The sequence below is a fragment of the Thermus amyloliquefaciens genome (genome assembly GCF_000744885.1).
Taxonomy (GTDB): domain Bacteria; phylum Deinococcota; class Deinococci; order Deinococcales; family Thermaceae; genus Thermus; species Thermus amyloliquefaciens.
In genome coordinates, this window is record NZ_JQMV01000003.1 from 1,694,441 (window position 1) to 1,714,539 (window position 20,099).

At 66.0% G+C, this 20,099-nt stretch carries 24 protein-coding genes, 1 tRNA gene and 2 pseudogenes; 8 read left to right on the top strand and 19 right to left on the bottom strand.

The features are described from left to right. Nucleotides 1-26: 26 nt before the first annotated feature. The 17 genes and pseudogenes from ccsA to BS74_RS09140 all read right to left on the bottom strand — a co-directional run bounded on the left by ccsA (nt 27) and on the right by BS74_RS09140 (nt 13,027). Nucleotides 27-713, bottom strand: coding sequence for a cytochrome c biogenesis protein CcsA (gene ccsA, locus BS74_RS09060; RefSeq protein WP_038059108.1), 687 nt, complete (start codon nt 711-713; stop codon nt 27-29). A 69-nt stretch (nt 714-782) separates the two neighbouring features. Then, nucleotides 783-1,448 (bottom strand): heme exporter protein CcmB, encoded by a 666-nt coding sequence (locus BS74_RS09065; protein WP_038059111.1) that lies wholly within the window; start codon nt 1,446-1,448, stop codon nt 783-785. Between the two features lie 53 nt (nt 1,449-1,501). Beyond that, entirely contained in the window at nt 1,502-2,068 is a 567-nt protein-coding gene (locus BS74_RS09070; RefSeq protein WP_038058147.1) for an ABC transporter ATP-binding protein, read from the bottom strand. A 73-nt stretch (nt 2,069-2,141) separates the two neighbouring features. Next, complete coding sequence (gene ccdA, locus BS74_RS09075; RefSeq protein ID WP_038058150.1) at nt 2,142-2,810, bottom strand: cytochrome c biogenesis protein CcdA; 669 nt, start codon at nt 2,808-2,810, stop codon at nt 2,142-2,144. 9 nt (nt 2,811-2,819) lie between these two features. Beyond that, complete coding sequence (locus tag BS74_RS09080; protein ID WP_038058157.1) at nt 2,820-3,368, bottom strand: c-type cytochrome; 549 nt, start codon at nt 3,366-3,368, stop codon at nt 2,820-2,822. After that, nucleotides 3,361-4,644 (bottom strand): sulfite dehydrogenase, encoded by a 1,284-nt coding sequence (gene soxC / locus BS74_RS09085; RefSeq protein ID WP_038058159.1) that lies wholly within the window; start codon nt 4,642-4,644, stop codon nt 3,361-3,363. Before soxC ends, BS74_RS09080 begins: the two co-directional genes overlap by 8 nt. A 67-nt stretch (nt 4,645-4,711) precedes the next feature. After that, the gene (locus BS74_RS09090) at nt 4,712-6,001 is read right to left on the bottom strand and encodes an FAD-dependent oxidoreductase (RefSeq protein WP_038058167.1); all 1,290 of its coding nucleotides are present in this window, start codon (nt 5,999-6,001) and stop codon (nt 4,712-4,714) included. Between the two features lie 20 nt (nt 6,002-6,021). Next, a complete protein-coding gene (locus BS74_RS09095; protein WP_038058170.1) occupies nt 6,022-6,873 on the bottom strand; it encodes a translation initiation factor 2 in 852 nt (283 codons plus the stop codon). Continuing rightward, nucleotides 6,870-7,314, bottom strand: a pseudogene (locus tag BS74_RS09100) (rhodanese-like domain-containing protein). Before BS74_RS09100 ends, BS74_RS09095 begins: the two are co-directional and overlap by 4 nt. A 2-nt stretch (nt 7,315-7,316) precedes the next feature. After that, entirely contained in the window at nt 7,317-8,108 is a 792-nt protein-coding gene (gene soxA / locus BS74_RS09105; protein WP_038059114.1) for a sulfur oxidation c-type cytochrome SoxA, read from the bottom strand. 18 nt (nt 8,109-8,126) lie between these two features. Next, nucleotides 8,127-8,687 (bottom strand): sulfur oxidation c-type cytochrome SoxX, encoded by a 561-nt coding sequence (gene soxX / locus BS74_RS09110; RefSeq protein ID WP_038058172.1) that lies wholly within the window; start codon nt 8,685-8,687, stop codon nt 8,127-8,129. Then, the gene (gene soxB, locus BS74_RS09115; RefSeq protein ID WP_038058174.1) at nt 8,684-10,405 is read right to left on the bottom strand and encodes a thiosulfohydrolase SoxB; all 1,722 of its coding nucleotides are present in this window, start codon (nt 10,403-10,405) and stop codon (nt 8,684-8,686) included. The genes soxX (BS74_RS09110) and soxB overlap by 4 nt, the downstream gene beginning before the upstream one ends. Next, the gene (soxX, locus tag BS74_RS09120; protein ID WP_051946833.1) at nt 10,402-10,974 is read right to left on the bottom strand and encodes a sulfur oxidation c-type cytochrome SoxX; all 573 of its coding nucleotides are present in this window, start codon (nt 10,972-10,974) and stop codon (nt 10,402-10,404) included. The genes soxB and soxX (BS74_RS09120) overlap by 4 nt, the downstream gene beginning before the upstream one ends. 10 nt (nt 10,975-10,984) lie before the next feature. Then, nucleotides 10,985-11,767, bottom strand: a complete 783-nt coding sequence (gene soxA, locus BS74_RS09125) for a sulfur oxidation c-type cytochrome SoxA (RefSeq protein WP_425427252.1) — start codon at nt 11,765-11,767, stop codon at nt 10,985-10,987. A gap of 42 nt (nt 11,768-11,809) precedes the next feature. Then, nucleotides 11,810-12,136 (bottom strand): thiosulfate oxidation carrier complex protein SoxZ, encoded by a 327-nt coding sequence (gene soxZ / locus BS74_RS09130; protein WP_038058176.1) that lies wholly within the window; start codon nt 12,134-12,136, stop codon nt 11,810-11,812. Between the two features lie 11 nt (nt 12,137-12,147). After that, nucleotides 12,148-12,600 carry a thiosulfate oxidation carrier protein SoxY gene (soxY, locus tag BS74_RS09135; protein WP_038058177.1) on the bottom strand — a complete coding sequence of 151 codons (453 nt, stop codon included), beginning with the start codon at nt 12,598-12,600 and terminating at the stop codon, nt 12,148-12,150. Beyond that, entirely contained in the window at nt 12,593-13,027 is a 435-nt protein-coding gene (locus BS74_RS09140) for a SoxW family protein (RefSeq protein WP_038058178.1), read from the bottom strand. Before BS74_RS09140 ends, soxY begins: the two co-directional genes overlap by 8 nt. Nucleotides 13,028-13,240: 213 nt before the next feature. On the opposite strand from BS74_RS09140, the gene BS74_RS12625 reads away from it, so the two are divergent. From BS74_RS12625 to BS74_RS09165, 5 genes are all read left to right on the top strand, one after another. After that, nucleotides 13,241-13,801 carry a transposase family protein gene (locus BS74_RS12625; protein WP_038059120.1) on the top strand — a complete coding sequence of 187 codons (561 nt, stop codon included), beginning with the start codon at nt 13,241-13,243 and terminating at the stop codon, nt 13,799-13,801. Beyond that, a complete protein-coding gene (locus BS74_RS12630; protein ID WP_245606111.1) occupies nt 13,795-14,337 on the top strand; it encodes a DDE transposase family protein in 543 nt (180 codons plus the stop codon). Before BS74_RS12625 ends, BS74_RS12630 begins: the two co-directional genes overlap by 7 nt. 78 nt (nt 14,338-14,415) lie before the next feature. Continuing rightward, on the top strand, nt 14,416-14,862 hold the full coding sequence (gene cycA, locus BS74_RS09155) for a cytochrome C-552 (protein ID WP_038058179.1): 447 nt from the start codon (nt 14,416-14,418) through the stop codon (nt 14,860-14,862). Nucleotides 14,863-14,920: 58 nt separating this feature from the next. Then, nucleotides 14,921-15,880, top strand: a complete 960-nt coding sequence (locus BS74_RS09160; RefSeq protein WP_038058180.1) for an ABC transporter ATP-binding protein — start codon at nt 14,921-14,923, stop codon at nt 15,878-15,880. Further along, the gene (locus tag BS74_RS09165; RefSeq protein ID WP_038058181.1) at nt 15,877-16,488 is read left to right on the top strand and encodes a thiamine diphosphokinase; all 612 of its coding nucleotides are present in this window, start codon (nt 15,877-15,879) and stop codon (nt 16,486-16,488) included. Before BS74_RS09160 ends, BS74_RS09165 begins: the two co-directional genes overlap by 4 nt. A 197-nt stretch (nt 16,489-16,685) precedes the next feature. Here BS74_RS09165 and BS74_RS12635 read toward each other — a convergent pair whose 3' ends face one another. Then, the gene (locus BS74_RS12635; RefSeq protein ID WP_245606109.1) at nt 16,686-17,228 is read right to left on the bottom strand and encodes a DDE transposase family protein; all 543 of its coding nucleotides are present in this window, start codon (nt 17,226-17,228) and stop codon (nt 16,686-16,688) included. After that, nucleotides 17,222-17,782 (bottom strand): transposase family protein, encoded by a 561-nt coding sequence (locus BS74_RS12640; protein ID WP_038058182.1) that lies wholly within the window; start codon nt 17,780-17,782, stop codon nt 17,222-17,224. The genes BS74_RS12635 and BS74_RS12640 overlap by 7 nt, the downstream gene beginning before the upstream one ends. On the opposite strand from BS74_RS12640, the pseudogene BS74_RS09180 reads away from it, so the two are divergent. From BS74_RS09180 to BS74_RS09190, 3 genes and pseudogenes are all read left to right on the top strand, one after another. Then, nucleotides 17,781-18,937: pseudogene (locus tag BS74_RS09180) on the top strand (integrase core domain-containing protein). The gene BS74_RS12640 and the pseudogene BS74_RS09180 sit on opposite strands and share 2 nt — an antisense overlap. Continuing rightward, nucleotides 18,900-18,975 (top strand) — tRNA-Lys (locus BS74_RS09185). The pseudogene BS74_RS09180 and the gene BS74_RS09185 overlap by 38 nt, the downstream one beginning before the upstream one ends. A 36-nt stretch (nt 18,976-19,011) precedes the next feature. Further along, entirely contained in the window at nt 19,012-20,046 is a 1,035-nt protein-coding gene (locus tag BS74_RS09190; RefSeq protein ID WP_038058183.1) for a DUF815 domain-containing protein, read from the top strand. The last annotated feature ends 53 nt before the right edge of the window (nt 20,047-20,099 follow it).

Genomic DNA, 20,099 nt, shown 5'->3' on the forward strand with positions numbered 1-20,099 from the left:
GTAGACCCAGGTGACGAAGATTTCGCTCACGCCTCCTCCTTCCTGGCCTCGAGGGCGGCCAAAAGGGCACGGAAGCGCACAAAGCCCAAATAGAGGAGGGTGAAGACGAAGAGGTTGAAAAGAAGGGCCTGAAGCATGGCCGGGTCCATGTGGATCTTCCCCGTGGTGAGGTCAATGGACTGGGTCTGGTGCAGGCTCCGCCACCATTTCACCGACATGTAGCTGATGGGCACGTTGATGAAGCCCAGGATGCCCACCGCCGCCGCCGCCTTGGCCCGAAGCTCCGGGTCCTCGATGGCCCCCCGGAGGAGGAAGTACCCCACGTAGACGGCGAAGAGAATGGCGGTGGTGGTGAGCCGGGGCTCCCAGGTCCAGTAGACCCCCCAGGTGGGCCGGGCCCAGAGCATCCCCGTCACCAGGGCCAGCCCCATGAAGACCAGGCCGATCTCCGCGCTCGCCAGGGCCACCCGGTCGTACCTGGGGTTCTGCCGGAAGAGGTAGAGGAGGGAGTAGAGGAAGGTGACGAAGAAGGCCAGATAGCCCAGCCAGGCCCCCGGCACATGCAGGTACATGATGCGGGCCAGGTAGCCTTGGTTCACATCGGGAGGAGCGGAGAGGGCCAAATAGAGCCCCACGGGGAGGAGCAAAAGCCCTAGCCCCAGAAAGACCCAGGTGAGGGCATCCGGCCGGTCGGGTTGCGCTGCCTTTAGCATCTTGACCTCCACGGCCCCCAGCATAGCCAAGGGGAGGGTTAAAAATCTGTGGCCCCCATACCCCAGGCCCTACCCTTCCATAACCACCGGGAAAAGGAGGGCGCTGGCGGTGAGGTAGACCACATCAAAAACCAAGAGGAGTTGCCACCAGGCGGAAACCTCCGCCAGGGGTAGGCCTTCCGCCAAGCCCGTGGTGGCCCGCACCGAGGCCAGGACCACGGGCACCACCAGGGAGAAGAGGAGCAGGGGCAAAAGCACCTCCCGCCCCCTAAGGCGGGCCAGGAGGCCGGCGTAGAAGGTGGCCACGCTGGCGTACCCCAAGACCCCCAGGGCCAGGGTCAGGAAAAGGGGGAGAAGGCGCTCCAGGGGCAGGTAAAAGAGGCCCGCCACCATCAAAAGGGCCAGGGCGGCCAAGGGCAGGAGGAGGAGCATCTGGAAAAGAAGCTTGCCCAGGTAGATCCACTCCTTCCCCCCTGGGGTCAGGAGGAGGTCGTCCAAGGTGCCCTCCTCCACCTCGAGGGCAAAGGCCCGGGTGGAAAGCAAGGTGCTCCCAAAGGCCAAGGCCACCCAGAGCACCCCAGGGGCGGCCCGGCGCAGGGGCTCCTCCTCCGGCCCCAGGGCCAGGGCCATGATGAAGAGCATCACGGCAAAAAAGGCCAGGATGGAAAGGAGGCCGGCCCGGTCTCGGACCTCGAGGCGCAGATCCCGCAAGGCCAAAAGCCAAATCCGTCCCACCCCGCTTACCCTACCGCTTCCCGCGGCTTGCGGCCATCCCTCGGCAGGAAGCCTCATGCCCCCAGCTCCAAGGCCCGGTCCGCCACCTCCTCCGCCAGGTGGCGGTCGTGGGTGGCCAGGACCACCCCCGCCTTTTGGCGGGCCTCGGCCAAAAGGGCCAGGAGAAGCCCCCGCCCCTCCCGGTCCAAGGCGGTTTCCGGCTCGTCCAGAAGCCAGATCTCGGGAGCCAGAAGGCTGAGGCGGGCCAGGGCCAGCCTCTTCCTCATGCCGCTGGAAAAAGCCAGGAGGGGCAGGTCCTCGGGCAGGCCAAAGCGGGCCAAGGTCCCCTTCCAGTCCCCCCCCTTGCCGTAAAAGGCCAGGTCGTAAAGAAGGTGTTCCCGGGCGGTGAGGTGGCGGTGGAAGGCCGGGGGGTTGGCCAGGAAGAGGGCCTCCCCCGCCCGCTCCACCCGCCCCCGGGTGGGCTTGAGAAGCCCAGCCATAAGGCGCAAGAGGGTGGTCTTCCCCGAACCGTTCGGACCCAACAGGGCCACCACCTCCCCCCGCCCCAGGGTGAAGGAAAGGTCCCGGAGCACCCAGTCCCGGCCAAAGCGCTTGGAGATCCCCTGCAAGCGAAGCAACATGCCTATACCAGTTTAGGGGTATCCCGGAGGGCCAATCGTCCCCCTGAGGGGGAAAGACCTCCCGGGTTCACCCCTACAGGTACTTCTGCAGCCACTCCGGCGTAATCCGGAGGAAGAAGGCGTTCAGGGCGCTGTAGGTCCCCGTGAGAAGCAAAACCCCCACCACCAGGAGCACCACCCCCGCCAGCAACTCCACGTAGTGGGAAAGCCGCCCCGCCCGCCGCAGCCACCCCTTGATGCGCTCGGCAAACAGGGCCACCAACAAAAAGGGCACGGCCAGGCCCAGGATGTAGCTCACAAGCAACCCCACCCCACCCCCCACCGCCGTCAGGGTGAGGATGGCCCCCAGGATGGGCCCGATGCAGGGGGTCCAGCCCAGGGCCAGGGTAGCCCCCAGGAGAAAAGCCCCCAAGGGGCGGGCCGTCTCCCCCTCGTAGCGCAGGTTCACCCCCCATCGGGGCCTGAGGCCCAGCATATATAGGCCAAAGAGGATCAAGACCACTCCCCCCACCCGGGCCAAGGTCTGGCGGTGTTCAAAAAGAAGCCCTCCCAGCAAGGTAAAGGGTAGCCCCAAGAGGAAGAAGACCAACCCAAAACCCAAAACGAAGAAGAGGGCGTTGAAAAGGGGGCGCCCCCTTTCCCCCCCCAAATAGACCAGGTAGGTGGGCACCAGGGGCAAGACGCAGGGGGAAAGGAAGGAGAGCACCCCCGCAAAAAACGCCGCCGCCAGGGAAACGCTCATGCCTTCATCCTAGGGCAAGGTGAGCCAAGGGAAGCGGCGCTTGGTTTCAGGATCCAACTCCAGAAGCTCCCGGGCAGGCATCCGCACCTGGGGCAGGGTCTTCTGGTTGATGGGCTCTTGGGCGTCAATGATGCCGTTCATGTAGAGGAGGAAGGCCACCAGGTGGTAGACCTCCTCGTCCGTGAGGGTGCCGGGAGCGCCGAAGGGCATGGCGCGGCGGATGTAGTCGTAAAGGGTGGTGGCGTACTGCCAGTAGTTGCCGATGGCGAACTCGGCGGGCTCGGTATCCGGGGTGATGGGGAAGGGCTCCGCCACCAGGCGGTTGAAGGGGTAGCCCTCGCCCCTAGCCCCGTGGCAGGAGGCGCACTTTTCCGCATAGATCCGCTCCCCTTCCTCCACCCTCCCCTCCCCCGGGGGAAGCCCCCGGCCGTCCGGGAGGACCACGGGCCTAAGGTCGTACTGGGCCGCAAGCTCCTCGGAGATGGGGGTGCCCAGGTTGTACCGGGCCCCCACGGCCAGGCCCAGGAGGGCCAGAAGGACCAAAACGCGCTTAGCCATCAAACACCTCCCCCCCGCATCCGCCCATGGGCCCGAAGGCCTGCTGGCCCAAGGGCCTGTCCCCGTTCACCACCCGGCCGTTGGGCAGAATGCGCCAGGCCTGGATGGCGTTGTAGTGGTAGCGGTTGTTCCTGCCCCACTTCTTGAAGAACTCCTCCCGGGTGGGCTGGGTATTCCCCTTCTCGTCCCAGGCCCGGCTCCAAAGCACCACCTCCTTGCCGTCCCAGTGCCAGGGCATCTTGAAGCGCACGAAGGCGTAGCGCTCCACCGGGGGTTCTAAGGTGGCCTGGCGCCAGGTCCTCCCCTCGTCAAAGGAGATCTCCACCTTGGTGATGCGCCCGTACCCGCTCCAGGCCAGGCCCCGGATCTCGTGGAAGCCCGGCTTGATCTCCTGGAGGCCGGAGGGGTAGGTGATGATGGACTCCGGGTCCATGACCCAGGTGAAGGCCCAAACCTTGCCGTCCGCCATCACGTCGGTGTACTCGCTGGTCTCGTCCTTGGCCATGGCGGGGAGGTCCGTGACCAGGATGCGCCTGAGCCACTTCACCTGGATGCTCCCCTCCCAACCCGGCACCACCAGGCGCACCGGGTAGCCCTGCTCGGGGCGCAGGGCCTCCCCGTTTTGGGCGTAGGCCACCAGGACGTCCTCCATGGCCTTCTCCAAGGGGAGGGAGCGGGTGTACATGGCGGCGTCCATGCCCTCGGGGATAAGCCACTTGGCCTCGGGCTTCACCCCCGCCTCCTTGAGGAGGAGGGCCAGGGGCACCCCCGTCCAGCTGGCGTTGGAGGCCAGGCCCCGGCTACGGGTGGCGGTGAGGTTGGGGTCTGGGGGGTTGCGGTAGCCGTTTTGCCCGTTGCCTGCACACTCAATGAAGTAGGTGCGGGTCACGGAGGGGAAGCGCTTGAGGTCCTCGAGGGTAAAGACCAGGGGGCGCTCCACCATGCCGTGGATCACCAGCCGGTACTTGGCCGGGTCCACCTGCGGCACCCCCCCGTGGTGGCGCTCAAAGTGCAGGCCGTTGGGGGTGATGACCCCCTCCAGCTTCTCCAAGGGGGCGAAGTCCGCCCCGGAATGGCGGGTGCGCAGGTTGGGGGAGATGTAGCGCACCACCCCCTCCTCAAAGGGGCTCCTCTGGCCGTACTCGGAAAGGGGAGCCCCCAGGGTCTTCGTGGGGGCAAAGGTCTCCTCGTCCCAAGGGGCCGTCTGGGCCTTGGCCTTGAGGAGGCCCAGCACGCCCCCCGCGCCTAAGAGCCGGAAGAACTTCCTTCGGTCCATATACCCTCCCATCGTATCCTTTGCCGGCAAGAAAAACCCCGCCCCACTCCGGGGCGGGGCCCCCGCCTCAGGCGGGGCCGAACATGTCGTTCCAAATCCCGGTGGCCCAGCCGATGGCGGCGGTCCCGTTGGCGGCCGAGCGCTGGTTGTCCACGGAGCTTTGGGCCTTGATCTGCTTGGCCGCCTCGTCCCAGGAGTAGTTGGCCGCCACCCAGATGGCCTCCTCCTTGTCCACGAAGGAGTAGCAGATGTTATGGGGAAGCTCAGGGGGGATCTCCGCCAGGGGCTTGCCCTTAAGCCTTTCCACCAGGTGCCGGGCCACGATGGTGCCGGACACGTAGGCCACCATGCCGCTTTTGGGGTAGGGGGTGTTCCCGGTGATATCCCCCACCAGGTAAACGCGGTCGTCCTTCTCGGAGAGGAAGTAGGGGATCCTCACGTTGGCCCAGCGCTCCCCCAGGCCCGCGGTGCGCACCAGCTCCCCCGCCTTCATGGGGGGGATGATGTCGGCCACGGTGAAGGGCACGTCCCCGAGCTCGGTCTTGACCACCTTTCGCCCATAGTCCAAGCCGGTGATGCGGGTGTTGGGCACGTACTCCAGGTAGCCCTTGTAGAGCTCGTTGTAGGCGGCGAGGAAGCCCGGGGCCTTGGAGACGGGCTGGGGGTTGGCATCCAGGACGATGAGCTTCCCCTTGACCTTCTTCTCCTTGAGCCGCCAGGCCAGCATGGCCGCCCGCTCGTAGGGGCCAGGGGGGCAACGGTAGGGGGGATTGGGGATGTACATGACCAGCTCCCCGCCCGTTTCATCAAACTGGTCCAGCTGGCGCCTCAAGGCGATGTGCTCAAAGGGCTTGAAGCCCACCGGCATGAGGTGCTTCACCTCGGCGTAGCCTGGGATGGCCTCGTACATATAGTCAATGCCCGGGGCCAAGACCAAATAATCGTAGCCGATGTAGCCCCCGCTGGTGCGCACCAGGCGGCGGTCCCGGTTGATGTCCAAGACCCTTTCCTGGACGAAGATGACCCCGTCCTTGACCACGTTGGTGTAGTCAAAGACCAGCCATTCCAGGGGCTTCACCCCCGCCAGGAAGAGGTTGGACATGGGGCAGGACATGAAGATGGGCTTCTGCTCAATGAGCACCACCTCCACATCCACCCCGGACTGGGCCAGCTTCCGGGCCACCGTGGTGCCCCCCCAGCCACCCCCGATCACCACCACCCGCGGCTTGCGGGTCCGGGGGAGAAGGGTGGCCGGGCGGCTGTAGAACTCCTGGGCGAAGGCCTGCCCGGAAAGGGCCCCCGCCGCGGCCAAGGCCGCCCCCGACTTGAGAACCTGACGCCGACTAACCTTGCTCATGCTCCCTCCCTTGAACGCACCTATTGGCCAGGACGGTAAGGGCTACCGCCCGTGGCTTCCAGGATCTGGGACATCACCTGGCGGGCCTCTTGGAGCATGGCCACCGCCGGGCTACCCATCACCCCCGGCATGATGGTCATGAGCATGGGCTCAATGGCCCCCACCAGCACATCCGGCCCCATCTGCATGGCGAAGAAGCGGCAAGGGGCGGCAAACCCACCCGCGGGTTGCGTGAGGAACATGATGCGGGCCCACTCGCTCTTGCAGGGCATGATCACCGTGACCGGGCCCACCTTCACGTTGGGGAGGAGGTTAAGCCCGTTGGAGGTGAGCTCGGTCTCCACCATGAGCACCACGTCCTCCACCTTGGCGGAGGGCACGCGGTAGAGGAGGGCAGGCATCATGCCGCTCCTGGGGTCGGGCATCACCGCAGGGGGCAGGCGGCGCACGATGCCCAGGCGGCCCAAGGCGGCCTCGAGGCGCCAGGTGAGCCGCTCCACCTCACCCCCGTACACCTGCAGCATGCCGAAGAGGAGCCGCCCGTCAAAGGTGCCCACCTGGTACTTCTGCCCCTGCCCGGTGATGAAGACGGTGGGGGGCAAGACGATGGCGGCCATGGGGTTCTTGGACACGGCCTCCACGCTTCCCTTCTCGGGCTTCAGCACCACCAGGCGGTATTCGGGGAAGCCAGGGCCGGTCACCTGCCGCACCTGCTCCCCCAGGTTCAGGACCCGGTCCGGTTCCAGGCCCACCGACCTCAGGGCCTCCAGGGTCTTAGCCTCCACCTCCTCCAAGGAGCCCCGGACCTCCACCACCAGGGACTGGGCCAGGGAAAGGCCCATCAGCGCCAAAAGAGCCAGCAGTTTCCTCATGATCCTCCCTCCACTTCCAGGCCGGCGTCCAGCCAGCCCTTGAAGCCGTGCGCGATGTTCTTGGCGTTGTTGTAACCGAAAGCCTGCAGGTAGGCCGCCACCACCATGGAGACGCTCCCCGAGTTGCAGTAGACCAAGATCAGGGCCTCCTTGTCCTTGGGAAGCTCCGCCAGGCGGTCCGGCACCTGCCCGGCGTAGATGTGCACCGAACCGGGGATGTAGCCCTTTTTCCGCTCCTCCTCCGTGCGCACGTCCAGGATAAAGGGGTCAAAGAGGAGAAGGTCCTTGGCCTCCGTGGGGTAGACCAGGTAGCTGGCCGGGGGTACCCGCTTGAGAAAGGCCCCGAAGGCCACCACCCAGTCCCCCCCCCACGCCCCCTCCCCCCTGGGCCTGGGCCCAGGGCAGGATGGGAAGAAGGGCGAGGAGGTCCCGGCGGCGCATGGCTAGCGGGTGAAGAAGGGCAGCTCCTCAAAGGAGTGCCCGGACTTGGTGGCCTCGGCCAGCATGTACAGGGTGAGGGCGATGTGCACGTCGGAGTAGAACTCGGGCTTGGGGATGGCGATGGACTCGTAGCAGAAGTTGATGCGGTCCTCCATGGTGTAGAGCTTGTCCTCCTCAAAGCGGTAGGCGGGCCACTCGTTGCCCAAGCCCTGCTTGGGGCTCCTAACGGGGGAAAGCCGCACCCTCTGGCCCGCGTACTGGTCGTGGCAGATGGCGCAGCTCATGTCCCGGGCCCCGGCCCGGGTGTACCAAAGCTCCCGCCCCAGGTTGTACATGGCAAGCTCAGCGGGGTGCTTGGGCACCACCTGAATCTTGGCCTTGGAGGAGAAGGAGGCGATGTAGGTGGTGATGGCCTTAACCTCGTCCCGCTTGATCTCGTTGGGTTTAAACCCCTGGACCGTCTGCATGCAGGTGTACACCCGGGTTTCCAGGTCCTCCACCCGGCGGCTGTCCGGGAAGTACTTGGGCAGAATGGCGTAAACCCCCTCCAAAACCCCCTTCCCCTTGCCGAAGTCGCACTCCTCGAGGGTCTTGCCGCTGGGCCCCTTGCGGAAAAAGAGCTCCTTGCCCTCCTTAGCGAAGAGCTCGCCCGGAAGCACCCCAAAGGTTTCCAGATACATCTGCCGCTGGCGCATGGCTTCCTCAAAAGGATCCAGGGGCTTGCTTTGCTGAGTATACGCCACCACGCCAGCCAGGGCGCCAAAAGCGACCGCACCCAGAAACATGAAACGCATCTTGTGGCTCCTCACGGCTCACCTCCGGTTAATGGGAGAGCTGGGGTCCAAGAGGAAGGCCACCAGGTCAGCGGTCTCCTCCGGGGTGAAGAGGCCGTGCACCCCTCCCCGGTACATGAGGGAGCAGGGCACGAAGGCCCAGGCGTTGTAGATCTTCTCGTAGGTGTACCGCACCACCGCCTCCGAGGTGCCCCGCTGCCCATAGTTGGTCAGGCTCGGCCCCATGGTGCCGTAGGCCACCTCCGTGGCCACCCCCGCGTGGCAGGCGTAACAGTTGCCCCGCTTGGGGTCGGTGAAGACCTTCTCCCCGTTTCTCCAGTCCCCCATGAGCTTGCCGCTCGCTGGGTACTTGATGAGGGCCTTCTGCTCCGCCAAAAAGCCCGGGATGAGGTCCGCGGGGAGCTTGTCCCGGTATTGGGAGCAGAGGGCCTGCCCCTTGTCCTGGGAGAGCATGACCTGGGCGAACTCATGGCCGCCCGCATGCAAAGCCGCCTCAAAGCGGGCTCTGAAGGGGCCCACCTGCGAAAGCCCTAGCCCCAAAAGCAAAAGGCCGCCAATCGCAACCGCTGTCCTTCTCATCCCTTCACCTCCGGAACCTGATACGTCCTGCCGAGCACGCGCACGTTGGGGTTGGGGAGAACCCTCACCCTGCCTACCCCCTTCAGGTACTCCTCCAGCACCGCGTAGATGGGCCTGGGCTCGAAGCCCGCCTTGGCCTCCCCCACCCGCTGCAGCCTCCCCCCATAGGCGGCCACCAGGTACCGGCGATTGGGATCCAGGGGCTTGCCGCCCACCTCCACCTCCCGCACCCGCTGGCCCGTGGGGGCGTCGGGGTCCAGGACGTAGCGCAGACCATAGGTGCGGCTCACGTCCCCGCCCTGCTGGTAGAAGGGGTCGGGGCTGAACACGTTGCTGGCGATGTCCTCCAGAACGCCCCGGATCTGCTCCCCCCGGAGCCAGAAAAGGTGGAGCTCCGGATAGGTGAAACCGGTGTAGGCGTAGAGGTGGTCGCGGGTGATGGCCTGGCCAGGAAGGAGGGTGGTCCCCCAGCGCACCGCAGGGCTGAAGACCACCTCCACCTCGGGGTAAAGAGCCCGCACCGCCTCCCCCACCATCTGGTCAAAGGTGGAATAGAGGGTATCCCGCTTGTAAAGGAGGCTTTCGCAAACCGCCAAGGGCTCAAAGAGGTGTTGGCGGTGGGGAGCCACCCGCTCCTGAAGCCACTTTTCCACATCCTCCGCCTTGGGAAGGTGCTGGGAGAGCACCGGCAGGACCCGCACCCGCAGGTTGGCGATGCCCCCCTTCCAGAGCTTCAGGTCCACCCGCATCAAGGCCTTGCCCGCGGCACTCCCCGCCACAATCCAGGTCTTCCCCACCCGCCAGGGCCTGGGGGTGAGGTCGTGGGTGTGGCCCGAGAGGATGAGGTCAAGGCCCTTGATCCGCTCCGCCAAGGCGGCGTCCAGCTGCAAGCCGTTATGGGAGAGGAGGACCACCGCCTCTGCCCCTTCCGCCCGGGCCTGGTCCACCGCCTCCTGCAACCGCCGCTCGTCCAAGGCGAAGGAAAGCCCCTGGGTGAACTCCTCCGGGTGGGAGACCTTCACGTACGGATAGGTGGCCCCCACCACGGCCACCGCGTGCTTGCCCAGCTGGTGGATGCGGTAAGCGGGGAAGAGGGGATCGCCGAAAAGCTCGTCCACCACGTTGTAGGAGAGGTGCTCACCCCGGAACCGCTTCAAGAGCTCCTCCACCCGCTCCCGCCCCAGGGTCCACTCCCAATGGGAGACCATGTGGTCCACCCCGGTGAGGTTCTGCCACTCCACGATGGCCTCCCCCTGGGTGAGCAGGGAAAGGCCGGAGTTGGTCCAGGTATCCCCCCCGTCCAGGACCAAAGCCTGGCCCCCCTCCGCCTCCACCTGGGCCTTCTGCTGGCGGATCAGGGCCGTCAAGGCGGAAAGCCCCCCAATGGGGCCAAAGGCCCGGGCCAGCTCCTCAAAATTCACGTAGGAAAGGAGATAGGCCAAGGGCGTGCCCCGCTCCACCCCGTAGTAACGCAGGATGGCCTCGCCGGTGAGGTATCCGGGGCGGCCCATGAGGGGCTTGGGGGCGATGAGGTTGGGCGGCTCCATGAAGTAGTGGGGGAAGGCCTGCCCGTGAAGGTCGGAGAAGTAAAGCAGGGTGGCGTCGCCGTAGGGGGGAAGCTCATAGAGCCGGCCAGGGTTTTCCAGGACCTGGGCCAGGGCCTTGGGACCTAGGCCCGCCAAAGCGGAAAAAAGGTAGAGGAGCTCTCTCCGGTTCATTTAGACCCCACCGCAGGCTTGGTGTTGAAGTCCGACTCCGGATCCAGGAGGTAGGCCACGATGTCCGCAATCTCCTCCGGGGTAAGAAGCCCCTGGGCCCCGAAGCGGTACATGACGGTGCAGGGGAAATAAGCCCAGGCGTTGTAGATGACCTCGTAGGTGTAGCGCTGGATGGCCTCCGACTGCCCCCGTTTTAGGCCGTACTTCTCCAAGCTGGGCCCCACGTCCCCGCCCAGGTGCACCGGGGAGCCGAAATGGCAGGAGAAGCAGTTGGCCTTCTGCAGGTTGTTGAAGATGGCCCCGCCCTTCCTCCAGTCCCCCATGAGCTTGCCGCTTTGGGGGTAGCGGATGAGGGCCCGTTGCTCCTCCAGGAACTTGGGGAGGAGGTCAGAGGGCAGGCGGTTCCGGTGGATGGAGCAAAGAGCCTGATCCGGCCGCTGGTTCAAGAAGACCTCGGCATAGGCCTTGCCGCCGGTCTTGACGGCCTCCAGCTCGGGAGGGTTGAGGTACGACTGGGCCAAGGCCCCCACCAGGAACGCGGCCAAAAAGATAGACTTCTTCGCCTTCATCGCCCCCTCCTCAGCGCACAAAAGCCGGCCACTCCTCCACCACCGCCCCGTTGTTGTTGTAGGCCATGAAAAGCTCCAGGGCCAGGATGGGCAGGGAATAAAGGTTGGGCTGGGGATGGCCGATGTTGCCGTAGCAGGCCCGGATGCGGTCCTGCATGGTCCAGATCTGGTCGTTGGAGTAGCGGTAAGCGGGCCAGTGGGTCCAGGACTTGTCCTTGCCCAGGACGTCCGCGTAAGGCAAGACCCCGGCCCGCCTGCCCACGTAGGTCACGTGGCAGGTGGCGCAACCGATGTCCCGTGAGCCGCTGCGGGCGTAGAAGAGCTTCTCCCCAAGGGCATAGAGCTCCCTTTCTTGAGGAAAGAGAAGCCTCACCTGGATGGGCTTCCCCGTGGAGAAGCTGGCGATGTAGAAGGCCACCGCCACCACCTCGGACCGCTTCACCTGTTCCGGCTTAAACCCCTGGACCCGGGTCATGCAGGTGACGATGCGGCCGTCCAAGTCCTCCACCCGGTTTGTGTCCAGGAAGTAGCGGGGAAGCCGGGCAGCAGCCCCCTCCAGCACCCCCTTGCCCAGGCCAAAGTCGCACTCGGCCATGGTCTTGCCGCTGGGCCCTTTGCGGTTAAAAAGCTCCTTGCCCTGCTCCACAATGAGCTCGGTGGGCAGAATGCCTGCAGTTTCCAAAAGGAGCTGTTTTTGCCGCTTGGCCTCCTCCCGGGGGTCCACCCCCTCCTGGGCTAGGGCAAGGACCGCCAGGGCCAAAACAGCAGCCGCCAACCACGCCTTAAGGGGCATATCCTCCTCCATAAAGGCGCCCGGTTTTCCGGGCGCCCAACCTTAGGCCAGCTCCAGTTTTACCGTGCCCTCACCGGTGTCCCCGTCGGTGTCCTTCAGCTTTACGGTAAAGGTCCCCACCTTTTCCGCCTTGAACATGAAGCCGTAAAGGGGGTTGGCGCTGGTGGAGGGACCGGGGCGGGCCTCCGCCACCTTTTCCCCCTCAAAGTAGACCTCCACCAGGTTGATGTACTTGGCCGGGATGAGCTTGCCCTCGGCATCCTTACGAGTGCCGGGCTCGTTGGGATGCTGGGCCACCACCTGGAGCTTAAAGTTCTCGCCCGCCTTGGGCTTGGCCGGGGTCAAGCGAACAATGGTGCGAATGGGCATCCTCTACCTCCTTAACCGCAACCACCCACGGTCACGCGGGTGCTGGCCGAAGCCAACAGGAGCTTGCCGTCTGCCGTTTCCACCACCGCCCGCACCGCGCTGGTCTCCGCCAGGCGCACCCGGGTGGCGTAGTAGGGCAGGGCCTTCATGGGCATGAAGGCCACCAGATGGGGGGTGGGGTTCTTGTCGGCGAAGAGGTGGATGGCCTTCACCTGATTGGAGGGCAGGTTCACCTCCACCTCAGCGGGAACGTTGGCCCCGCTTTCGGCAATGGCCGGCATGGTGAGCTTAATGAGGTTGGAGGGGGTGAGGTCCTTAAACCCCTTGCCCAAAACTGCCTGCAGGGCCTTCTCCAGGTTGGCCAAGTCCTCGCCCTCTAAACCCTGCGCCCTTACGGGAAGCCCCGCCAAAGCCACGGCCCCGAGGGCTACGCCGGTGGTCCTTAAAAACGCTCGCCTATTCACACACACCTCCCTTGGCACACATCTGGCGCAGCTCCAAAAGGAACTGCGCCCGGGGCCGGCTGCCAAAAAGCCGGCCCACCTCTTCCCACGTCCCCTTGCGGTGGACGAGGAAGACAAAGGTGGGGGTACCCGGCACCCTATAACGCCGAGCAAGCTCCTGGCCTTCCGGGGTCTCCGTACCCACAGAGGCCACCACAAACCGGTCCTCTAGAAGCCGGCTCACCTGGAGATCGGAGAGGACGAAGGTGTTCATCTGATCGCAGTAGGGGCAATGGGGGGAATGGAAGTATACCATGACCACCCGACCGTGGGCCTGGGCCAGCTCTAGCGCCGTGCCATGGGGATACCACCGCGCAAAGTCCGGCGCGGCCAGGGTTACGGTCAGGATTAGCACCGAGAGGAGCCAGAGTACCCGGTATGCGTACATGTTATACACCGCCTGGGTACACCCAAGGACATTTGCACCCTAGCATCCCCCCTGGGGCCGTGTCAAGCTCCTTTGACACAAGATCCCCTTCTCATAGGAGTTCGCTTATATGGCCTCTTCCCCCTACCCCCCGGGGCTATACCCTTAAGAAAACCTAAAGCCCAGGCTTAGCCAGACTTGACCGTTATACCCCTTTTGGGGTAAATGATTCCCATGACCCTGCGCGAAGCCCTATCCCAGGTTCCCGACCCCCGGGCCCACAACCGCCGCTACCCCCTCTGGGGCCTGCTGGCCCTGGTTCTTTTGGCCTTCCTCTCCCGCGTGGACTCCCTGCGCGGCGTCTCCCGCTTTGCCCGCGCCAACCCCCACCTCCTCCCCCACCTGGGCCTGCGCAAGGCCCCGGGCCACACCGCCCTCACCCAACTCCTTCACCGCCTGGACCCCCAGGCCCTGGCGGAGGCCCTGGCCAAGGTCTTCCCGGGAAGGGAGCTGGAAGGGGAAAAGGTCCTGGTGGCCGACGGCAAGGTGCTGCGAGGGAGCGGGAAGGGCAAGAGCCCCCAGGTCCGCCTGGTGGAGGCCTGGGCCCTTTCCCTGGGGCGCACCCTGGCCCAGGCCAGGGCGGAGGGAAGGGAGGACAAGGCGCTTCTGGAGCTTTTGGAGCGCCTGGGGGCCGAGGGGCTTGTGGGGAAGGTGGTGGTGGGGGATGCGGGGTTTTTGTACCCCGAGGTGGCCCGCCAGGTGCGGGCAAAGGGGGGGAGTACCTCCTGGTGCTGAAGGGGAACCAGGGGGGGCTTTTGGGGTGGGTGCGTGAGGTGTTTGCGGGGATGGCGCGAGGAGCCCTGCCTGGGGAGACGCGGGCGGAGTGGGTGCGGGAGGCAGACGGGGAGGTGAGGCGGTACGAGGTGTGGGCTTCTCCGGTGTTGCCCCCGGAGGTGGCGGCCTTTCCTGGGGCCAGGCAGGCGGTGCGGCTGGTGCGGGAGGTGGTGGTGAAGGGGACGGGGGAGGTGAGGCGGACGGAGGGGTACGCGCTCACGAGCCTTGGGCCGGAGGAGGCGGACGCCCGGGTGCTGGGGGAGATTTGGGTGGGGCGATGGGGGGTGGAGAATGGTTCCTTCTGGGTGCGGGATGTGCTTTTGCGGGAGGACGCCTTTCAGGTGCGGGGGCGAGGGGGTGAGGTGCTGGCGGTGTTGCGGGCGCACTTGGTCTCGTGGTTGAACTGGAAGGGGGTGCGCCGGAAGAAGGCGGCCTTGGAGGTTTTCTCCTTCAACCCCCTGGCTGCCCTGCGGTTCCTGGGGCTCTATGCAGAATAGCGGTCAAGTCTGAGGCTTAGCCAAAGCTCTTGACAAGGGGCAAAAGGACAAAATACCCTGATACCCCGGAGGGTAAAGATGAAGCGGACCCTTATAGCTCTCCTCCTTCTCGGCAGCCTGGCTTTTGCCCAGGCGGACGGCGCCAAGGTGTATGCCCAATGCGCAGGGTGCCACCAGGCCAACGGGCAGGGGCTCCCTGGGGCCTTCCCGCCCCTGGCGGGCCACGTGGCGGAGATCCTAGGCAAACAGGGCGGGCGGGAGTACCTGATCAAGGTTCTCCTTTGGGGCCTCCAGGGCCAGATAGAGGTAAAGGGCATGAAGTACAATGGCGCCATGCCCGCCTACAACGGCCTTAAGGACGAGGAGATCGCCGCCGTCCTCAACCACATCGCCACCGCTTGGGGCGACGACAAGAAGGTCCAAGGCTTCAAGCCCTTCACCGCCGCCGAGGTCAAGGCCCTGAGGGACAAGAAGCTGACGCCCCAGAAGGTGCTGGAGGAGCGGAAGAAGCTGGGCTTGAAGTAAGGATTATCTTCCCTTGGAACCCGGGGCCTAAGGCTCCGGGTTCCTTTTTAATGAAGGGGTGCTGGAGCTTTCCCTGGAGAAGTCCTTTCCTGGCTTCCGGCTCACCCTGGAGCTCACCGCCCAAGAAGGAGAGGTTCTTTCCCTTCTGGGGCCTTCGGGAAGCGGCAAGAGCACCCTCTTGCGGCTCATCGCTGGGCTCCTGACCCCAGACCGGGGCTTCGTGCGCTTTGGGGGGTTGGACCTCACCCCCCTGCCCCCGGAAAGGCGGGGCGTGGGCTTCCTCTTTCAGGACTACGCCCTCTTCCCCCACCTCACCGTGGCGGAAAACATCGCCTTCGGCCTGGTGGAGGCCCGCTGGCCCAAGGCCGAGCGGGAAGCCCGGGTGCAAGAACTCCTGGAGCGGATGGAGCTCCTACCCCACGCCAGGAAAAGGCCCCAGGAACTCTCAGGAGGGGAGCAACAACGGGTGGCCCTGGCCCGGGCCTTGGCCCCAAGGCCAAGGCTTCTCCTCCTGGACGAACCCTTGGGGGCCCTGGACCTAAGGCTACGGGAGGAGCTCCTCTTCTTCCTCCGGAGGACCCTCCGGGGGGAGGGGGTGACCACCCTGGTGGTCACCCACGACCAGGGGGAGGCCTTCCTCCTGGCGCACCGGGTGGCGGTGCTCCGCCAAGGGCGCCTGGTCCAGGTGGGCCGGCCCGAAGAGGTCTACACCCAGCCCAAGGACGCCTGGACCGCCCGCTTCCTGGGCCACAAGAACCTTCTTTCCCCCGCGGAGAGCCAGGCCCTGGGCCTGCCCCCCAGGCCCCATCTCCTGCCCCAAGCCGCCCTGCGCCTAGGGGGAGGCCTGGAGGGGAGGGTGGAGGAGCGCCTCTTTTTCGGAAACCGGGTGGGGTTTTGGGTGCGGCTCGAGGGGGTTAGGCTTTACCTGGAGGCCCTGGAGCCTCTGCCCGACCTTCAGGAAGGGGCCAAGGTCTCCCTAAGCCTAGACCCTTCCCAGGCGGTAGCCTTGGAGGGATGAGGCGCTTTGCCCTTCTCCTAGGGGGTCCCCTCCTGGTCACCGAGGCCCTGCGGGCCCGCCTGCAAGGCTACCGCCTCCTGGCGGCGGACTCCGGCGGGCGGCACGCCCTAGCCCTGGGGCTCCCCCTGGAGCTTTGGCTAGGGGACTTTGACTCCAGCCCCCCCTGGCTCCAGCAGCTCCTTCCCGCCCCCAAGGAGGTGCTCCCCCGCGAAAAGGACCTCACGGACGGGGAGGCCTTGGTGCGGAAAGCCCTGGGGTTGGGGGCGGAGGAGGTCCTCCTCCTGGGGGGCATTGGCGGCCGGCTGGACCACACCTTGGCCCATCTGGAGCTGGCCTTTCACCTGGCGGAAAGAGGGATCAGGGTGGAGCTCACCGAGGGGCTTACCCGGGCCTTCCCCCTCCTTCCTGGGGGCCATGCCTTTCCCTTGGAAGCCGGGCGTTCCTTCAGCCTCCTGCCCTTCCCCGAAGCCACCTTGGCCCTGGAGGGAGCCCGCTGGAACCTTCCCCCTACCCCCCTTAAGGCCACCTCGCTGACCCTGGAAAACCAGGCCCTAGGGCCCATCCGGGTTCGGGTGGAGGCGGGGCGGGCGGTGCTTTACCTCTTCTGAAAAACCCCACCCCCGGAAGCCCAGCAGGGGGCCGGCCGGGAGAGGAAGGTGGCCCCGCCCCTCCTGAACCCGGACAGACACATGTGAGACTGGACGAGTAAAAATGTGGGGACCACTCCAGGAGAGAGGGGGTCCCCACGGATGCAGCTTACCACGGTTGGCAAAGAGGTTTTGCGGGGAGCGCGCAGACTTGACCGCTATTCTGCATAGAGCCCCAGGAACCGCAGGGCAGCCAGGGGGTTGAAGGAGAAAACCTCCAAGGCCGCCTTCTTCCGGCGCACCCCCTTCCAGTTCAACCACGAGACCAAGTGCGCCCGCAACACCGCCAGCACCTCACCCCCTCGCCCCCGCACCTGAAAGGCGTCCTCCCGCAAAAGCACATCCCGCACCCAGAAGGAACCATTCTCCACCCCCCATCGCCCCACCCAAATCTCCCCCAGCACCCGGGCGTCCGCCTCCTCCGGCCCCAGGCTCGTGAGCGCGTACCCCTCCGTCCGCCTCACCTCCCCCGTCCCCTTCACCACCACCTCCCGCACCAGCCGCACCGCCTGCCTGGCCCCAGGAAAGGCCGCCACCTCCGGGGGCAACACCGGAGAAGCCCACACCTCGTACCGCCTCACCTCCCCGTCTGCCTCCCGCACCCACTCCGCCCGCGTCTCCCCAGGCAGGGCTCCTCGCGCCATCCCCGCAAACACCTCCCGCACCCACCCCAAAAGCCCCCCCTGGTTCCCCTTCACCACCAGGAGGTACTCCCCCCCTTTGCCCGCACCTGGCGGGCCACCTCGGGGTACAAAAACCCCGCATCCCCCACCACCACCTTCCCCACAAGCCCCTCGGCCCCCAGGCGCTCCAAAAGCTCCAGAAGCGCCTTGTCCTCCCTTCCCTCCGCCCTGGCCTGGGCCAGGGTGCGCCCCAGGGAAAGGGCCCAGGCCTCCACCAGGCGGACCTGGGGGCTCTTGCCCTTCCCGCTCCCTCGCAGCACCTTGCCGTCGGCCACCAGGACCTTTTCCCCTTCCAGCTCCCTTCCCGGGAAGACCTTGGCCAGGGCCTCCGCCAGGGCCTGGGGGTCCAGGCGGTGAAGGAGTTGGGTGAGGGCGGTGTGGCCCGGGGCCTTGCGCAGGCCCAGGTGGGGGAGGAGGTGGGGGTTGGCGCGGGCAAAGCGGGAGACGCCGCGCAGGGAGTCCACGCGGGAGAGGAAGGCCAAAAGAACCAGGGCCAGCAGGCCCCAGAGGGGGTAGCGGCGGTTGTGGGCCCGGGGGTCGGGAACCTGGGATAGGGCTTCGCGCAGGGTCATGGGAATCATTTACCCCAAAAGGGGTATAACGGTCAAGTCTGGGGGAGCGCGGAAGGCCCGGGAACTCCAAGAGGCCGGGGCCGGCGATCCCACGGTTCAGGAGCGCTTACGGAAGCTCAAACAGGTGGAGGCGCTCAGGAAATACCGGGTGGGCTGGCCCGAGATCCAGGAGCTTTTGGGGATCAGCCGGGCCACCTATTACCGCTGGCGGAAACGCCTCAAGGAAGAGGGCCTTGCCGGTCTTAAGCCTCGGTCAAGACGTCCTCAGCGCTTGCGGAGGAGGATTTACTGGTCTTCCGATCTGCTGATCCGGGTGGAAGCCCTAAGGAAGGAGAACCCCACCTGGGGCCGCTGGCCGATTTGGCTGACCCTAAGGAAGGAGGGCTTTGCGGTGAGCGAGCGCACCGTGGGGCGGATCCTGGCCTACCTTGAAGGGAGCGGACGCGTGGAGAGCGTGGCCAGTTTTTTGGCCAGGAGGGGAAGGGGAAAGGGAAGGGGAAGACCCAGGAGGCCCTATGCGCAAAGGAAGCCCAAGGGATACGAGGTGGGTCACCCTGGCGACCTTATCCAGGTGGATACCCTCACCGTGACCCTGGGCCCTGGGGAGACGATCCAGCACTTCTCGGCCGTCGACCTCTTCACCCGTTTCTCCCTTGCGGAAGTCCACACCCGAGCCACGGCCAACCTGGCGGCCAGCTTTCTTGCCCGCCTGATGGTGCAAGCGCCTTTTCCTATCCGTGCGGTGCAGGTGGATGGGGGCAGCGAGTTTATGTCCGATTTTGAGGAGGTCTGTGAACGTTTGGGCGTTAAGCTCTTCGTTCTTCCTCCGAGGAGCCCCAAGCTCAATGGTCACGTGGAGCGGATGCAGCGGACCTTTAGGGATGAGTTCTACACACGGCCGTTGCCTTCACAGATCCCCGAGCTCCAAAGGGAGCTTGACGCCTACCTGGACCACTACAACCGCCGGCGACCCCACCGGGCCTTGGGGGGCCTGGCCCCTTTAGAGTACCTGGCTAGAATACGGGGGGAGGCGGTCCCCACAGAGTCTCAAATGTGTTGACCGACTACACCTCCTTGACAGGGCAAAGGGGGAAGGCTAGACTAGCCTTTGGCGCTTGGGCCGCTAGCTCAACCGGTAGAGCAACCGACTCTTAATCGGTGGGTTACAGGTTCGAGTCCTGTGCGGCCCACCAAACGACCCCGGGGAACCCCCGGGGTTTTCCGTTACCATGGGGCCCATGAGGCTCCCCCGAACCCCTTTGGACCTATTGGACCTGGACCTCCCCCGGGGCGAACCCTGGGGCTACGCCTTTGCCCAAAGCCTCCTCCAAGCCCCCTGGGCCTGGCGCGCCTTGCGGCCCACCCCGGGGCTTTTGCAACTCATGGGGCAGGACCTCGAGGCCCTCTCCCGGGAACTGGAGGAGAGGCGAAGGGCGTACCCCTTGTCCGACCTGGGGGAACGCCCCCCCCACCCCGCCGAGGAGGAGGCCTTGGCCGCCCTCCTCGCCCGCAACCCCGAGGCCCTGGCCCGGGTGCTTCAGGCCCATGGCCCCTACCCCTTCGCCCTCCACCGGGCCTTCCGCTTCGGGGGGGAGGTGCGCCCCCTGCCCCAGCCCCGCCTGCCCCGGGAGGGGGAGCTCATCGGCTACGAGGCCCAGCTCCAGGCCCTGGAGGCCAACGCCAGGCGCTTTCTCTCCGGCAAACCCGCCCTGCACACCCTCCTTTACGGGGCCCGGGGCACGGGCAAGAGCACCGCGGCCAAGGGCCTCCTGCGCCTTCCCGAAGCCCGCATGGTGGAGGTGGAGCCTAAGGCCTTGGCCCACCTGGAAAGCCTCCTGGAGCGGCTTGCCCTCCTCCCCCACCGCTTCTTCCTCTTCCTGGACGACCTCTCCCTGGACCCCGAGGAGGAGGCTTTCCACCACCTGAAGGCCCTCCTGGAGGGAAGCCTCGAGGGGCCCCCGGAGAACGTCCTCCTCCTGGCCACCTCCAACCGCCGCCACCTGGTGCGCAGGACCGGGGAAAACCCGCTTCCCGGGGAAGATCCCCAGGCCTGGGACGCCCTCCAGGACACCCTGGCCCTCTCCGAGCGCTTCGGCCTGGTCCTCACCTTCCCGCCCTTTGACAAGGGCCTTTTCCTGCGGGCGGTGGCCCACCACCTGGGCCGCCCCCTGACCCCGGAAGAGGAAAGGAAGGCCCTCCGCTTCGCCCTACAAAAGGGCTTCTCCGGGCGCGTGGCCCGGCAGTTCGCCCAAAGCCTGCTCTAAGTACCCCGTCGTGGCCTAAGCCACGACGGGGGCCCCAGAAAAGCGTTGACCAG